Genomic DNA, 15,653 nt, shown 5'->3' with positions numbered 1-15,653 from the left:
ACTCTCCTCATGGTTTCATTGACAAAGCTGCTTGCAAGATAGCTTCTCCATTACAAAGTCCGTAATGAACGGATTGAATGACATCAACAGGTATCCCTTTATCCTTACATAATTCTTTCATCTTCGGTAATAAATAACGTACTTGTGGTCCAAGTAAAAGTACATCGGCTTTATCAATATGGCTATTTACTTCAGAACCTGATACAGCCCAAATCTTTACCTCTATTCCTCTTGCCTCTGCTGCTTTCTCCATCTTTGTAACAATCAAACTGGAAGACATTCCCGCTGCACAGCAAAGCAAAATATTCATTCCGCTTCCCTCCCCCTTTTATTAAGCCTAAGTTATGGTGCATCCCTTGCCACCACTAGTTTACAAATATATATGTCTAGATTTCCTGCTGTATGCCGAGCTTAAAAACAAAAATTTCTTGGTTTTCACGCTATTCCATTTATCCGTATTCTCCTAGTAAAGAGGACTCTAACTCGCTATAATGATTCAGTATGAATTTTTTTAATTGATAGGAGGATATATTTATGAAGGCATATCGCTTTCCACTTATTTTATTATCTTCTATCCTAATTGGTGGTTTCATTGGTTATTTCATGGGTGCCGATGCAGTTGCTTTAAAGCCGCTTGGTGATATTTTCTTAAACTTAATGTTTACGATTGTTGTACCTTTAGTGTTCTTTAGCATCGCATCGTCTATTGCTAATATGGATGGATTAAAACGTTTCGGTAAAATTATGTCTAGTATGGCTGGGACTTTCTTATTTACAAGTATTTTAGCTGCTATTTTTATGATTATTGTCGTGAAAGTATTCCCGCCAGCACAAGGTGTTGTACTAGAACTAACACAACCTGACAAAGCTGGTAAAGCTGTTAGTGTTGCAGATCAAATCGTCGGTATTTTAACAGTATCTGACTTCTCTAAGTTACTATCTCGTGAAAATATGTTAGCTCTTATTTTCTTCTCTATTTTAATGGGGATTGCAACTTCAGCAGTTGGCGAAAAAGGAAAGCCATTCGCTACATTCCTACAAGCTGGTGCAGAAATTTCAATGAAAGTTGTATCTTTCATTATGTATTACGCTCCAATCGGACTTGCTGCTTACTTCGCAGCATTAGTTGGTGAATTCGGACCACAACTTCTTGGAACTTACTTCCGAGCAGCAATGGTATACTATCCTGCTTCTCTAATTTATTTCTTTGTATTCTTCACATTCTATGCATACCTTGCAGGTCGCAAGCAAGGTGTACAAGTATTTTGGAAGAACATGGTCTCTCCTACAGTTACATCACTTGCAACTTGTAGTAGTGCCGCAAGTATTCCAGCAAACTTAGAAGCAACAAAGAAAATGGGTATTTCTTCAGACGTTCGTGAAACAGTTGTCCTTCTTGGTTCTACTCTTCATAAAGATGGCTCTGTTTTAGGCGGCGTATTAAAAATCGCTTTCTTATTCGGTATTTTCAACATGGAATTTGAAGGACCGAAAACATTAGCAATCGCACTTGTTGTTTCTTTATTAGTAGGAACAGTAATGGGTGCTATTCCAGGCGGCGGTATGATCGGTGAAATGTTAATCGTATCTCTATACGGTTTCCCGCCAGAAGCATTGCCAATTATTGCAGCAATTAGTACAATTATTGATCCTCCTGCAACGATGTTAAACGTAACAGCAGATAACGCTTGTGCGGTAATGACAGCTCGCCTTGTAGAAGGTAAGAATTGGATCAAAAACAAATTTGCTTAATAGATAGAAAGAGGATGCTCGTTTAGAGCATCCTCTTTTTGTCGTTATTTGTTAATAAGTTGATATCTCCTCTCGCCACAAATTTGTTACAATCTTCACAAATATTCCACATCCATTATCCATTCTCCGTACTATAATCATGTATGGAAAAGGAGATGGAAATAATGACTCAAAGCGCACCAGAATTTAAAGTTTTGCAAAGCATTGCATTTCTCGCTGTTGTTTTGCAAAGTTCCTTATTATATACAATGAATCAAGGAAATGTCTTACTTGAGCAATCTCTCATTATGGGCATGCTATTCAACCTTGCAAAATTCTCAGCACCAGCATTCATATTTATCGTTGGATTTCACTTAATTCGGCACTATACGAAGCAATTAGTATATAAAGAATATATTTCTGAAAAAGCGACACACTTACTCATTCCTTATTTCTTTTGGTCTATTCTTTACCTATTAACAACAAACGATCTTATTACGTTACAAAGTGGAATAAAAAGTTTATTACTCGGAACAGCCGCGCCCCATCTTTGGTACGTTATTATGATGTTCCAAATTCACTTATTGTTCCCTTTACTATGCACACTTTTTTATTGGTTTCAAAAACGAACAGAAAATAAAAAAGACATATATAAATATATGACCTTTTTCGCGTGCCTATATTTTCTATTAATGTGGTTCTCTTCTCACTATATTTTTAATGGAGAAAAATTAACAAGTTCAACAATTTTACATTATACAGATCGATCATTTCTATTCTACTCATTCTATTTCGTTATGGGTGGCATTGCCGCTGTAGCACTAAAAACTTGGCGTCTATTCGTCATGAAACATATCCCGCTTATAACAATATTATTTTTCATCTTATTTTTATTCATCAATTATGAGTTGTTTAGTTTTTACGGAGCAAACTCTATTCATTTAACTGTTTCTACCTATTTAAAACCATCTATGTTTTTATATATCGTATGCGAAATTATCATACTGTATGTGTTATCTATTATGATAGTACAGCGTCGTGGTTTCTTATATAAAACGTTACGTTTCATTGGAAATTACACGTATGGTGCTTATTTAGCTCACTTATTCTTCTTGCAACTATGCACAAAGTTTCTTTCTTTATTCACACTGCAAGAAAATACTATATTATATAGCCTATTACAATTTGTGTTAACGGCTATTATCTCTATTTCAACAATGGTCATTTGTAGCACAATACCATTTCATACTTGGATTACAGGTCCTTCTCCTACAACAAAGATGAAATGGACGAAGGTTGTATTCCGAAAAAATCATAAAAAACTATTCAAGCCATATATTTGATATAATGATACGCATATAAAAAGAAAGCGAGAGACACCTATGATTAATCAAGTTGGACAAATTATGCTATATGTAAATAACCAAGACGAAACAGTACAATTTTGGACAGAAAAAGTAGGGTTCCAAATCATTGCGGAAGAAAATAACGGAAACGGATTCCGCTGGATTGAAATTGCGCCGGCGAAAGAAGCAGGAACAAGCATCGTCCTTCACGATAAAGCGTTAATCGCGAAGATGCAACCTGAATTAAACTTAGGTACTCCTTCACTTATGTTCTTCTCAAATGACTTAGACCGTCTATATAAAGATCTTTCAGAGAAAAATGTCACAGTTGGACAGGTTGTAGATTTACCTACTGGTAGAGCATTCAACTTTGCTGATAATGAAAATAATTACTTTGCAGTAATGGAACGTAAATAAAAAATAAGCTATCCGAAAAAATCGGATAGCTTATTTCATTTTAAGAAACTTGTTCTGCATTCGTTTCTTTATGCTGTATATGGCTCGTGATCCAAGCAATTCCACCGGCAACAACGAGATAACATAACAATATTAAAATTTGCATTTGTAATTGCGACCAATCTCCTAAAGAGATAACATCTTGTAATCCTCTAAGAGAATGGGACATTGGGAGAAACTGTCCAATTTTGCTAAGCACAGCTATGTTTAATTCTCCTGGGAAAGTACCTCCACTCGTCGCTAATTGCAGGACAAGAAGCGTTACCGCTAAGAACTTTCCAACAAGACCAAATACTGTTACTAACATAAGAATAAATGTCATGAACGTAAAGGAAATAACAATACTTGATAAAACAAAAAGTGGCACACTGGCAACTTCTAGTTTCATAACACCTAGCACAACTACATCTACGAGTAGCGCTTGAATAAGTCCAATTAAATATACCAATCCTAATTTATTAATAAAATGTACCGTTCCGCTTACCTTCATATTTTGTCTGCGGCCAAGAGGTAAAATATTCGATGCCATAATTCCGCCAACATAAAATGCAAGTGATAAGAAATATGGTGCAATGCCTGAACCGTAGTTAGGAACGTCAGAAACTGTTGACTTCACTAACTGAACTGGCTCTGAGAACATCGTATTGCGTGCATCATCATTACGGACATCCGCTATCTTCTCTGCGCCCTCTCCCAATTTCGTAGAAAGTTCTTTCGCACCATCATCAAGTTTAACAAGTCCATTTGTTAATTTACTAGCACCGTTATTCAGCTCCGTTCCACCACTCGCAAGCTGATTTACACCTTCTTGTACTGTTGTAAATCCATTTCCCCACTTCGTAAATCCATCAGCTAAATTCGATGCACCATCTGCTACCTTTTTCGTTCCAGCAGTAGCTTCATTTAACTTAACTCCGAATGTATTCATGCCTTCTTCAATCTTATGTTGACCCTCAGTAAGCTTCTTCGCTCCTTGTGTCAATTGTTGTTGGCTATTATTTAAAGTACTTGTTGCTTTAGCTAGTCCATTAGACGTAGCAACAATTTTTTGAAAAGCGGGATCTTGCTGCACTTCTGGATGATTTTTCACGTACTCTTCTAATTGTTGTTTTACACTATTAGCTGCACCATCCGCTTTTACTTGGCCTTCAGCAAGCTTCTCACTTCCACTCACCCATTCATTTGTACCAGCACTTAATTCACTAACTCCTGATTGTAACGTTTTTTCACCTTGTGCTAATAACTCCATACCACTATGAAGTGATGTCACTCCTTGACTCAGCTCATTTGCCCCCCCGGTTAAAGCAGATTGACTGGATGCAAGCTTTTCACTTCCCTCTTTCAATTTCGATGTCCCATCACTTAAACGATCAATACCATCCGCAAGCTGATTCGCTCCATTTTTTGCATCGGTCGTTCCTTCATGTAACTTCTCAGCCCCATTACTTGCATCACTCAATCCTTGTGCCAAATCTTGAAACTTTGAAAAGACACCCTCTGTATAAGATTTCGTAATACTATTTGAGATTTTTGTTTTCATATTTTCAACAGCTGTCGTTCCAATTTGAGCTGCTACAAAGTTTTTACCTGGATTTACTTTGTACTGTAACTTTGCTGGCTCTGGTTTCTCATCCATAAGTGTACTTACCTTTTTAGAGAAATCTTCCGGAATCGTAACAACCATATAATATTTATCTTCTTTTAACCCTTCATCAGCATTTTTTTCTGATACGAAATGAAAAGCCAATTCCTTATTCTCTTTTAAATTTTTAACAAAATCGTCTCCTGCATGAATTGTTTTTTCATCCATCACAGCACCCTTATCTAAATTCACAACCGCAACAGGTAATTTATCTAATTTTCCATACGGATCCCAATATCCAGCCAAGAAGAATCCTGAATAAATTAACGGAACGATTAATAAAAAAATTAAAGCGATACGTCCATGTTTATGGTGCCACATCGCTTTCCAATCTTTAAATATAAGTTGAATTCCTTTCATGAAACATACTCCTTCTCCTAATTTCACACCATTACAATGGTTTAACAGATTTACTATACACGTCACTTTCCATACTGTATAATACATCTTTAATTATCAATTCATTCCTTTTGGTCTATAGAAAGGAGATTCGAAATGGAACTGCTCCAGTTAAAATACTTTCAGACAGTTGCACGACTAGAACATATGACAAAGGCAGCTGAAGAATTGCATATCGCGCAACCTTCACTCAGCAAAACAATCGCTAGACTCGAAAAGGATTTAGGCGTCCCTTTATTTGATCGCCAAGGCCGACAGATTACTTTAAATTCTTTCGGAAAAGTATTTTTAAAACGGGTAGAACGTATTTTTCATGAATTAAGTGAAGGGGAACGAGAAATTAAAGATTTAGCCGAATTACAACAAGGCTCTATTACAATGGCCGTTTCTATTCCAAGAATATTACCAGAACTACTAGGTTCTTTTTTACGAGAACATCCTAATGTTCGATTCCAGCAATTTCTTGCGTCTACTCCTTCTATGAAACGACAACTGGAAAATATGGAAATTGACTTTTGTCTTTCCTCTGTACCAGTTGAAGGAGAAGAAATTGTTTGGGAACCACTTATTACAGAAGAAATTTTCTTAGTCGTTCCTTCAGGCCATCGGTTATCAAACCGCGAAAGTATCCATCTGCATGAAGTAAAAGACGAACCGTTTATTAGTATGAATACTGGCTATGGATTTCGGCACTTAACGGATGAATTTTGTAAAGAAGCTGGTTTCACTCCGCATATTGCTTTTGAAGTAGATGAACCGACAGTGATTAGCGACCTCATTAAGCAAGGTCTCGGCATCGCTTTTGTTCCAAATTTAACTTTATTAAAAAACTCTACTTTAGCAGCAAACAAGTTGCGTATTATTGAACCCGCTTGTAAGCGAACCATCGGATTAAGTTGGTCAAAAAAGCGATACTTATCAAAAACAGCTCAGCAATTCCGTGAATTCGTGATTGACTACTTCTCTAATATTAGGACGCAAAATTATATCAACCAATAAAAGGTGCCACCCTCATATGGTGGCACCTTTTATTGGTCACTCTTTTTTAATTCCATTTCAGCTAAAAGTGGTAGTACATTATCAAAAATATGCGTATTATTATTTTCACCTGTTACATATCCACCATAATATCTACTAAATACGTTGTCATTTCGGAATGTGGACATATGATCATACAATTCCTTCGCAAACTTTGTATCACCTGTTTGTAGTACGTACAAAATCGTTAGTCCATACGCGGCTGGCGATTCATAATTCACAGTTTGTTTTCCCGTTTCTAAATTGTAACGACCGTATAGCTTTCCATCCTCCTGGAATCTCTTCTTTATAAATTCCAAATAAGCAGCTGATGAAAGACCACCTAAACTTCGATGATATGCAACGTATGATTGGTCAATAAGATTCACTTCTTTATCGTACTTAAATGTACCATCTTCTTTATATTCTTTTGGGAATGCCCAGCCATGCCTTGGATAATCCGCTAAAAATTGAACAATTTCCTGATATTGCTGAGCAGAAACTTTACCGTACTTCTTCATATAAGAGAATGCACGCGGATTTATGTATGATGTTGTTACAAAATTATTTTGTTTCCCTGCATCTGCATCATAATAATCAACATAATAATTATCTTTTTTATTATAACGAAGTACAGCATCACTTAATTGATCGGCAAGGTTTTTATAACGCTCTTCCTTATACATTTCATAAGCACGATATAATTGTTCTATAATACGAAGATCATCTATAAGTGCATTTGTAGCTGACTGCCTCTCTCCCTTTTCAGAGAGTTTCCATAAAACGATATGATTCTTATATACGAAATTATCTTGAATAACCTTTACTTGCTCATCAAATAACGCCTGGTCATCTTTATCAAGTGTATATTGTAACCATAATCCCGCCGATTCTGATAAAGCTTCACGTCCCTTCGCTTCACCCGTACCTGCCTTAGTATCTACTAAACGATACGTGGCAAGCGTTCCATTTTCATTCACCATATGTCTTAAAATAAAATTTTCTGTACGGTTTCCTTGTAAAGCTGACCAAAATACAATTCCACCTAAAGCGATTAAGAAGATAACTCCAATCCCTATATATAAACGTTTCCGCAATCTTTTCACCTCCCTAGTAAGGCTAACCTTAATTTTATCAGAACATACATAAATTTAAAAAAGACAATCTATTAGATTGTCTCCCCCATTTCTATCCCCCACAAACCTCTTTAGAAGGTTTATATAGCGATTGTACAAGTCGATCATATTCACGACGTGTAATTTCTTTATTATATAGCTTCAATAATAAATCTCTATGCTCTTTTGAAAATGCCATCTTTTTAATGACTTCAGGATACATAAAACACCCTCTCCATTTCACATAAACTTCTTTTCCGAAAAACAGAACTTATGTTCGCATAAAAGATTATAAAAGATTCCTGCGCAAAAAACAAACAAAATATAAGTAACTACTTATTTCTTTCTATTCAAAATATTACAACATTATATTATCATATTCACTTTTTAAATACATATATATTTTTGGTAGTTTTTTTGAATAAATCTTCCAATTCAATCAGAAAATAATGGCAAAAAAGAAGAGGAGTTTACATATGGATACGGTAACATTAGCAAGAGCATTTTTTGGTTCTTCATTAGCATTCCACATTATCTTTGCAACACTTGGCGTTGGACTTTCATTGATGATTTTTATAAGCGAAATACTCTATCACTGGAAGAAAGACTCCGACTATGCCATTATGGCGAAAAGATGGACAAAGGCGTTTGCTATTCTTCTCGGTGTAGCAATTCCAACTGGAACAATTGTCGGTGTGCAAATCTCACTTCTTTGGCCTGGTTTTGCCAAAATTGTTGGGCAAGTTATTTCTGTTCCCTTCCAAATTGAGATTTTTGCCTTCTTTTTGGAGGCTTTATTCATGTCAATTTACGTATATGCAGCCGATAAACTTCCTCCATTTATGAGATTAATCTCGCTATTTTTCGTCATGCTTGGTGCCACGGCATCCGCCGTTCTTATTACATCAGCAAATACATGGATGAATACACCAGCAGGATTTTCAATGAATCCAGATGGATCTGTTTTTAACGTTGATCCTTGGAAAGCTTTCTTTAATCCGAGTTTTGGCACAAGTGCATTCCATGTCGTTATTACGGCTTATGCAACTGGTGCGGCTGTCATTGCTTCTATCGCTGGATTTAAATTATTGAAGAAAAATTTAAGTACACGTGAAATTGCTTATCATAAAAAGGGGCTACTATTAGGGCTTGTCGTGACATTTATTACAGGCGCTACGATGTGGCTTTCAGGGCACGAATCGGCAATCGCCCTACATAAACACTCACCTGAAAAACTTGCATCTGCTGAAGCTTTATTTGAAACGACATCACACGCACCGCTATCCATTGGCGGGATTGTGGATCCTAATACGCTTGAACTAAACTATGCACTTGAAATTCCAAACATGCTTAGCTTATTAGTGGGACTAGACCCTAGCACTGTCGTAAAAGGTCTAAATGAATTCCCACAAGAAACATGGCCACCATTTTATACACATACACTGTTCAACTTAATGGTCGGCACTGCTGCGTTTACCTTTGCAGTTGCAGCAATTGCTCTCTTATATTGGTACTTCGTTTACCGAAAAAAGGGGACAGAACTACCGAAGTGGCTACTTTGGGGGGCTGCCGCATGCGGACCAATTATGATGCTCGGTATTGAATTCGGATGGATTTTCAGTTGTAGCGGTCGTCAGCCATGGACAATTTATGGTATGCAACGTACAGTCGATGCTTCTACTCGCGCTGATTTCGTCGGTCCTTTATTTGTTTTATTCATCATTTTATATATTGGACTCGCTATTTTAACAGTCTTTGTTCTACGGACATTCTTTAGAAGACATCCATTAAAGAATGATTTACAACACCAAGGAGGCGATTCTCGTGCATGAGGAAAGTATTGCAATCATCATCTTATGGGCCCTTATTTTCGTATACAGTATATTAGGATCCATCGATTTTGGAGCTGGTTTTTGGGGCATGGTATACGCAAAACATCCAACGCTCGCTGCCAAACTTGCCAATCGGTACTTATCACCAACTTGGGAAGTAACAAATACGTTTCTCGTTTTCGTCGTTGTCGCATTTCTCGGCTTCTTTCCGAAAGCGGCCTTTACTCTTGCAACCGTTATGTTCGTACCAGTTATGTTAATTTTAGTACTCGTTGCAGTACGTAGTACATTTATGGTATTTGCTTACTCCTTGCCAAAATATCAGTACCTTCTTCGGGTTATTTCAGGTATTACTGGTCTCTTAATTCCAGCACTATTAATTACCGTTTTACCCGTTACAGAGGGAGCGTATATTACAATGTCTGAAGGAAGAGAAGTACTCCTGTATGGAAAACTTCTTTCTAGCCCGGTTATCTATTGTTATATGCTCTTCGGACTAACGTCTGAACTATTTCTCTCCTCTCTCTTTCTTGCTGATTTTGCGAGAGAGCAAGGTTCAGAAGATGCATACAAACTTTATAGAAGGAATGCCATCATACTTGGCCCTGCAACACTTGTTACGGCGATTATCGCTCTCGTTGTAATGGATCCAGAAACACATTGGCTTATGCAAGGATTAATAAAGCAATTCCCATGGTTTACAGTTTCTATTGTTCTATTCGTTATCGGATACTCGTCCCTTTGGTGGACAAACAAGAAGTATAACACACTAGGATTCCCTCGCATTGCTGTTTTAGCTGTCGTCGCTCAATATGCATTTGCAAGCTATGCTTACGGGGTCGCGCATTTACCGTATATTATTTACCCTGACGTAACTGTATTTACAAGCTTTACAACGAAAGAAACGTTCTATGCACTGCTCATTCTATACGCAATTGGGATTGCAATTTTATTACCAGGATTTATTTTCTTCTGGAATTTATTCTTGAAGGATCGTACTTTTTTGAAGGAAAAATAATATAGCCTTGGAGTCTGTTCCAAAAGGTATTTTGGGATAGACTCCTCTTATTATATTTTGTCGTTAAGTCGATATATTTTAAAAATTTCCGATATAAATCTCATTTCCTACCTTACTGCCCAATCGATTTATAGGCTCCTATCACAATAGTTATTTCACTACTAGTGACACTTGTCCTTTAGCATGAAAAACACATATTCGCTTCATCTCGTTATACGTCTAGTTCTTCTTATTTTTTGCTGAATATACTACCAATATAAACTTGAGACAAGCTACATCTGTTTAAGGGAAAATAGAAAGGTAGGCAAAATATGAGCATTGAAATATGGATTACTATTATTGTATTCTTCTTAACAATGATTGTTATCTTTTGGCGGCCTCGAGGTTTAAATGAGGCGTGGCCAGCAGCGGTCGGCGCTGGTATTATCCTCTTTACAGGAATCGTATCAAAACCAGACGTCATAGATATTGTTAGTAAAATAGGAGGAGCTTCCATAACAATATTAGCGACCATTGTTATGGCAGTTATATTAGAAAGCTTCGGATTCTTCCATTGGTCCGCAGCGAAACTAGCAAATTTAGCAAAAGGGTCCGGTCACCGTTTATACTGGTATATTCAATTACTATGTTTTCTTATGACTCTTTCATTTAATAACGACGGCAGTATTTTAATTACAACTCCAATTTTAATTCTTCTTCTAAAAAACCTTCAATTAAAACCACATCAACAAATTCCTTATTTATTAAGTGGCGCTTTAATCGCTACTGCGTCTAGTGCACCAATTGGTGTAAGTAATATCGTAAACTTAATTGCATTAAATATCGTTAATATGACTCTTTATATGCATACTGCTATGATGTTTGTACCTGCAACATTAGGCTTATTATTTATGTCATGGCTCATGTATACAGTTTTGAAGAAAAAACTTCCGAAAAAATTACCTGTTTCTTCATATGATATTGAAGAAATTTTTTTCACGAAAAACTTCCATCCACTAAAAGGAAATAATTCTGTTGATACGAAACAAAAACGGACAAGATTCATGTTAAAAGTATTAGGTTTTGTCTTCCTTATGCGCTGTCTTCTATTCGTTGCATCCTTCTTATCCATACCAATTGAAATCGTTGCGGTACTCGGTTCACTCGTTCTTCTCATTTGGAGATGGTACTACTTACGAACAAATCCTGTCGACATTTTGAAAAAGACACCGTGGCACATTTTAATTTTCGCCTTCTCTATGTACGTCATTATTTACGGACTCCACAACGCAGGATTAACAGCTGCACTTGTACAATGGCTCGAGCCAGTTGTGAATCAGCATCTACTCTATGCTAGCTTTGCGATGGGCGGACTTGTATCCATCCTCTCTAACGTCTTCAATAACCATCCTGCCCTTATGATTGGTACGATCACATTAACAGAAATGGGACTAGATCCAGTCACATTAAAAACAATCTATCTCGCAAACATCATTGGTAGTGACATCGGTTCACTATTACTACCAATTGGTACGCTAGCTTCACTCATTTGGATGTATATTCTGAAACAAAACAAAATTAAAGTAAAATGGAAAGACTATTTAAGTGTATCCCTTATCGTTATCCCGCTCACAACAGTCGTCACACTATTCCTCTTATTCTACTGGGTACACCTCTTCTTTGCCTTATAAAGTGAAACTTTAATCAGTGGGGGTTTTGTTCATCCCCCACTGATTATTAGCCCTAACCAATCGGGCTTTTACGGGCAGCCCGACCCCCACCTAACTTCTTTGCTTCCGCTGAATTTTGAGGTGGGGGTCTTACTGCCCACAAATAGCGGGATAAACAACAGAATCCCCATTTGCTACCGTCTTAGCAAATGGGGATTCTTCTATAATAAAGTTAGGTACTACAGTGTGATCAATCAAGTAAAGAGGTGTAACGTGTTATTGATATAAATGACTACCAGCTTCTTTAAATTCTTCTGCTTTCTCTTTCATTCCTTTTTCAATTGCTTCTGTCGTTTCTAAATCATTTTCTTTTGCATATTCACGAATATCATGTGAAATTCTCATACTACAAAACTTCGGTCCACACATTGAACAGAAGTGAGCTGTCTTTGCCCCTTCTGCAGGCAACGTTTCATCGTGATATTCCATCGCACGTTCAGGATCTAAAGATAGATTAAATTGATCGCGCCAACGGAATTCGAAGCGTGCTTTTGAAAGTGCATCATCACGCTGATGAGCCGTTTTATGTCCTTTCGCAAGATCAGCCGCATGCGCTGCAATTTTGTACGTAATAACACCCGTGCGTACATCATCTTTATTCGGTAAACCTAAATGTTCTTTCGGCGTTACATAACAAAGCATCGCCGTTCCAAACCAACCGATCATCGCAGCTCCAATCGCCGATGTAATATGGTCATAACCTGGTGCAATATCTGTCGTTAGTGGCCCAAGTGTGTAAAACGGCGCGCCCTGACAAATATCAAGCTCTTTCTCCATATTCTCTTTAATTAAGTGCATCGGTACGTGTCCAGGTCCTTCGATCATAACTTGCACATCATGTTTCCAAGCAATTTTGGTTAATTCACCAAGTGTTTCAAGCTCAGAAAACTGTGCTTCATCATTTGCATCTGCAATAGACCCTGGACGTAATCCATCTCCAAGAGAGAACGAAACATCGTACTGTTTCATAATTTCACAAATCTCTTCAAAATGAGTATATAGGAAGTTTTCTTTATGATGGAATAAACACCACTGCGCCATAATCGAACCACCGCGTGAAACGATACCTGTCGTACGCTTTGCCGTGATTGGAATGTAACGAAGCAATACACCAGCGTGAATCGTAAAGTAATCAACGCCTTGCTCCGCCTGCTCAATTAACGTATCACGATATACTTCCCACGTTAAATCTTCTGCAATTCCGTTTACTTTTTCCAGCGCTTGATAGATCGGTACAGTCCCAACTGGTACAGGCGCGTTACGAATAATCCACTCACGCGTCGTATGAATGTTTTTACCTGTAGATAAATCCATAATCGTATCCGCACCCCAGCGCGTTGCCCACGTCATCTTCTCTACTTCTTCTGCAATAGAAGAAGATACAGCAGAGTTTCCGATATTTGCATTGACCTTCACGTGGAAGTTACGCCCAATAATCATCGGCTCTGCTTCCGGATGGTTAATATTCGCTGGTAAAATGGCACGGCCTTCCGCGATTTCCTTACGAACAAACTCCGGCTCTACACCTTCACGAATCGCAACATATTCCATCTCAGACGTAATAATGCCATTACGTGCATAGTGCATTTGCGTAACGTTTGCACCTTGCTTCGCTCTAAGCGGCTGGCGATCCATTTGCGGGAAAACAGATGTATGCTTCGAAGCCACTTTCACACCGTCATCCTCTGGTTTCACTTCGCGCCCTTCGTATGCTTCTACATCACCACGCCCCATAATCCAAGAGTGGCGCGGTGTTGGAATACCTTTTTCCAACTCGACCTTATACGCAGGATCTGTATAAGGACCGCTCGTATCATACACACGGATTGGCGGATTTGGAACGCCATTCGTTTCGCTTTGTTCAATCTCACGCATCGGCACTTTCATACCTTCTCGTGGTCCATTCACATATACTTTTTTACTCCCTGGTAAACTCGATTTCAATTCAATTTGCTCAGCTGAAACAGATTGTTTCATAAATTTTGTTGCCCCCCTGTTCGTGACAAGGACGAGATATGGCCAGCGCATGCCAAAATAAAAAGAGCCAGGTCCATAAAAAAATAAGGACCTGGCTCATAAAGACATCATTATGTAAAGCCGTTAACTTCCCTACGCTGGTACGAGCCAGATCAGGTCCAAAGGGTTAAGAAGTTCACGCGCTTCTCTCTCAGCCTACGCATACGTTAGGCACCCCTAGTTTATCACTGATTTAATTTTCAATACTTTCCCATCATACACTATAATCTGAAAAATTAAAAGTTTATTTCTTTTTCTCTTTATGGAATCATCCACGTTAAATAATATGCTTGAACATACGTCATAATACCAACAATAATTACGAAGAACACCCTATTGTAAAAATAGTTTATGACATAACATGGGAGTTTAAAAACATCTTCACCACAAAGAATGTTGAGAATCTCGACCATTGTATTAAGAAAATTAAGAATACTAATATACAAGAGTTTAAGAGCTTTACGAATGGATTAGCCCGGGATATTGAAGCTGTCAGAAATGCGGTAACTTATGAGAATAATAAAGGTCTTGCCGAAGGGAGCATAAACAAGTTAAAGCCTATTAAAAGAATCATGTATGGTCGATGCAAATTCTCCACATTGCGGACAAAGATTCTACTTTTGGAGAGAATGAGACTTTTCAACTAACTCCGGGAAGAACCATTTTTTACTTGCCAAATACATTCATCAGTCCCGTTTGACAAAGAGCCTTTGTCTCTGCTGCATTTTGCTATTTCATTTCGTTCGTTAACATACTTTGTTGTAGTCATTTATGAACTTTTCTTCTATAATCTAATTTTGAAAAATCTTGCGAAGGTAATTTTTTTGGAATTCTAAACGTGACAAATCATTTCATTTCAAGTTTCCTAATAAATGTTTCATTCTCTTCTAACCAATTATGAAAATTTTCTTCACTCAAGCCATTTTTTTCATCCCACTGAATCATGCTTTTTACTTTACCTTGTTGAAATAATAAAAATGCTGGCGTTTGATCAAAACCGTATCTTTTTTTGAACGCTAACCACCTATTTTTATCTTGATGTATATTACTTATATTTACTAAATAAAGTGAGTCTTTAAGAGGAAAAGTTTTAACTTCCTTCTCTAATATTTTTGAGAAAAAAGAACAATCGGAACACTGACTATTTCCGATATAAACAAAAATATCATCCCCGTTTTTAATTCTTTTTTCAAATGAATCTACTGTAATTGAATTGAGATAATCATAACTTCCAGTATTATCAATAACAATTTGTTTTTCTATTTCCAAAGTAGAATTATTTCTTTTTAACACTGTATTTTCTCTATAAAGAAAAAAAATACTTAACAAAAAAATAATAATAATTACTCCTAAAACTCCATATTTTTTCATA

The 15,653-nt window shown here is 37.1% G+C and carries 14 protein-coding genes, 1 pseudogene and 1 riboswitch; of the genes and pseudogenes, 8 read left to right on the top strand and 7 right to left on the bottom strand.

From position 1 onward, the window contains the following. Positions 1 to 7: 7 nt before the first annotated feature. Positions 8 to 310, bottom strand: a complete 303-nt coding sequence (locus ACTFRH_RS19780) for a PTS sugar transporter subunit IIB (RefSeq protein WP_001023543.1) — start codon at positions 308 to 310, stop codon at positions 8 to 10. Positions 311 to 534: 224 nt separating this feature from the next. On the opposite strand from ACTFRH_RS19780, the gene ACTFRH_RS19775 reads away from it, so the two are divergent. The 3 genes from ACTFRH_RS19775 to ACTFRH_RS19765 all read left to right on the top strand — a co-directional run bounded on the left by ACTFRH_RS19775 (position 535) and on the right by ACTFRH_RS19765 (position 3,494). Next, positions 535 to 1,752 carry a dicarboxylate/amino acid:cation symporter gene (locus tag ACTFRH_RS19775; RefSeq protein ID WP_000649376.1) on the top strand — a complete coding sequence of 406 codons (1,218 nt, stop codon included), beginning with the start codon at positions 535 to 537 and terminating at the stop codon, positions 1,750 to 1,752. Positions 1,753 to 1,916: 164 nt separating this feature from the next. Further along, complete coding sequence (locus tag ACTFRH_RS19770; RefSeq protein ID WP_000194341.1) at positions 1,917 to 3,074, top strand: acyltransferase; 1,158 nt, start codon at positions 1,917 to 1,919, stop codon at positions 3,072 to 3,074. 39 nt (positions 3,075 to 3,113) lie between these two features. Next, positions 3,114 to 3,494, top strand: a complete 381-nt coding sequence (locus ACTFRH_RS19765; RefSeq protein ID WP_000610157.1) for a VOC family protein — start codon at positions 3,114 to 3,116, stop codon at positions 3,492 to 3,494. A 40-nt stretch (positions 3,495 to 3,534) separates the two neighbouring features. On the opposite strand, the gene ACTFRH_RS19760 is transcribed toward ACTFRH_RS19765, so the two are convergent. Beyond that, entirely contained in the window at positions 3,535 to 5,535 is a 2,001-nt protein-coding gene (locus ACTFRH_RS19760; protein ID WP_000676319.1) for a YhgE/Pip domain-containing protein, read from the bottom strand. A gap of 135 nt (positions 5,536 to 5,670) precedes the next feature. Here ACTFRH_RS19760 and ACTFRH_RS19755 point away from each other — a divergent pair, with 135 nt between their 5' ends. Then, entirely contained in the window at positions 5,671 to 6,573 is a 903-nt protein-coding gene (locus ACTFRH_RS19755; RefSeq protein ID WP_000421919.1) for a LysR family transcriptional regulator, read from the top strand. Between the two features lie 29 nt (positions 6,574 to 6,602). Here the strand turns inward: ACTFRH_RS19755 and ACTFRH_RS19750 are convergent, their stop codons facing one another. Together ACTFRH_RS19750 and ACTFRH_RS19745 are read right to left on the bottom strand one after the other, a co-directional pair. Further along, complete coding sequence (locus ACTFRH_RS19750) at positions 6,603 to 7,688, bottom strand: hypothetical protein (protein ID WP_001231674.1); 1,086 nt, start codon at positions 7,686 to 7,688, stop codon at positions 6,603 to 6,605. 91 nt (positions 7,689 to 7,779) lie between these two features. Further along, positions 7,780 to 7,929: a hypothetical protein gene (locus ACTFRH_RS19745; protein WP_000283180.1), complete on the bottom strand. Its 150-nt coding sequence runs from the start codon at positions 7,927 to 7,929 to the stop codon at positions 7,780 to 7,782. A 253-nt stretch (positions 7,930 to 8,182) separates the two neighbouring features. On the opposite strand from ACTFRH_RS19745, the gene cydA reads away from it, so the two are divergent. From cydA to ACTFRH_RS19730, 3 genes are all read left to right on the top strand, one after another. Then, entirely contained in the window at positions 8,183 to 9,538 is a 1,356-nt protein-coding gene (gene cydA / locus ACTFRH_RS19740) for a cytochrome ubiquinol oxidase subunit I (protein ID WP_000381974.1), read from the top strand. Beyond that, a complete protein-coding gene (locus ACTFRH_RS19735) occupies positions 9,531 to 10,556 on the top strand; it encodes a cytochrome d ubiquinol oxidase subunit II (RefSeq protein WP_000544189.1) in 1,026 nt (341 codons plus the stop codon). The genes cydA and ACTFRH_RS19735 overlap by 8 nt, the downstream gene beginning before the upstream one ends. A gap of 311 nt (positions 10,557 to 10,867) precedes the next feature. Then, on the top strand, positions 10,868 to 12,226 hold the full coding sequence (locus ACTFRH_RS19730) for an arsenic transporter (protein ID WP_000021146.1): 1,359 nt from the start codon (positions 10,868 to 10,870) through the stop codon (positions 12,224 to 12,226). A 255-nt stretch (positions 12,227 to 12,481) separates the two neighbouring features. On the opposite strand, the gene thiC is transcribed toward ACTFRH_RS19730, so the two are convergent. After that, positions 12,482 to 14,242, bottom strand: a complete 1,761-nt coding sequence (thiC, locus tag ACTFRH_RS19725) for a phosphomethylpyrimidine synthase ThiC (RefSeq protein WP_000814492.1) — start codon at positions 14,240 to 14,242, stop codon at positions 12,482 to 12,484. A gap of 112 nt (positions 14,243 to 14,354) precedes the next feature. After that, positions 14,355 to 14,470: riboswitch (TPP riboswitch) on the bottom strand. 71 nt (positions 14,471 to 14,541) lie between these two features. After that, positions 14,542 to 14,613, bottom strand: a pseudogene (locus ACTFRH_RS19720) (L-lactate permease); the annotation flags it as partial. Positions 14,614 to 14,616: 3 nt separating this feature from the next. On the opposite strand from ACTFRH_RS19720, the gene ACTFRH_RS19715 reads away from it, so the two are divergent. Continuing rightward, positions 14,617 to 14,928 carry a transposase gene (locus ACTFRH_RS19715; protein ID WP_420042255.1) on the top strand — a complete coding sequence of 104 codons (312 nt, stop codon included), beginning with the start codon at positions 14,617 to 14,619 and terminating at the stop codon, positions 14,926 to 14,928. Between the two features lie 199 nt (positions 14,929 to 15,127). Here the strand turns inward: ACTFRH_RS19715 and ACTFRH_RS19710 are convergent, their stop codons facing one another. Beyond that, positions 15,128 to 15,652: a thioredoxin family protein gene (locus ACTFRH_RS19710; RefSeq protein ID WP_000759842.1), complete on the bottom strand. Its 525-nt coding sequence runs from the start codon at positions 15,650 to 15,652 to the stop codon at positions 15,128 to 15,130. Between the last annotated feature and the right edge of the window lies 1 nt (position 15,653).

The sequence above is a fragment of the Bacillus cereus group sp. MYBK216-1 genome (genome assembly GCF_051916495.1).
Classification (GTDB): Bacteria; Bacillota; Bacilli; order Bacillales; family Bacillaceae_G; genus Bacillus_A; species Bacillus_A thuringiensis_K.
This window is presented reverse-complemented; position numbering and strand designations above follow the sequence as displayed.

What these genes read in the sequence shown, in the direction of transcription:
- ACTFRH_RS19780 (WP_001023543.1), bottom strand. Translation starts at nt 310, where the DNA reads ATGAATATTTTGCTTTGCTGTGCAGCGGGAATGTCTTCCAGTTTGATT.
- ACTFRH_RS19775 (WP_000649376.1), top strand. Translation starts at nt 535, where the DNA reads ATGAAGGCATATCGCTTTCCACTTATTTTATTATCTTCTATCCTAATT.
- ACTFRH_RS19770 (WP_000194341.1), top strand. Translation starts at nt 1,917, where the DNA reads ATGACTCAAAGCGCACCAGAATTTAAAGTTTTGCAAAGCATTGCATTT.
- ACTFRH_RS19765 (WP_000610157.1), top strand. Translation starts at nt 3,114, where the DNA reads ATGATTAATCAAGTTGGACAAATTATGCTATATGTAAATAACCAAGAC.
- ACTFRH_RS19760 (WP_000676319.1), bottom strand. Translation starts at nt 5,535, where the DNA reads ATGAAAGGAATTCAACTTATATTTAAAGATTGGAAAGCGATGTGGCAC.
- ACTFRH_RS19755 (WP_000421919.1), top strand. Translation starts at nt 5,671, where the DNA reads ATGGAACTGCTCCAGTTAAAATACTTTCAGACAGTTGCACGACTAGAA.
- ACTFRH_RS19745 (WP_000283180.1), bottom strand. Translation starts at nt 7,929, where the DNA reads ATGTATCCTGAAGTCATTAAAAAGATGGCATTTTCAAAAGAGCATAGA.
- cydA (WP_000381974.1), top strand. Translation starts at nt 8,183, where the DNA reads ATGGATACGGTAACATTAGCAAGAGCATTTTTTGGTTCTTCATTAGCA.
- ACTFRH_RS19730 (WP_000021146.1), top strand. Translation starts at nt 10,868, where the DNA reads ATGAGCATTGAAATATGGATTACTATTATTGTATTCTTCTTAACAATG.
- thiC (WP_000814492.1), bottom strand. Translation starts at nt 14,242, where the DNA reads ATGAAACAATCTGTTTCAGCTGAGCAAATTGAATTGAAATCGAGTTTA.
- ACTFRH_RS19710 (WP_000759842.1), bottom strand. Translation starts at nt 15,652, where the DNA reads ATGAAAAAATATGGAGTTTTAGGAGTAATTATTATTATTTTTTTGTTA.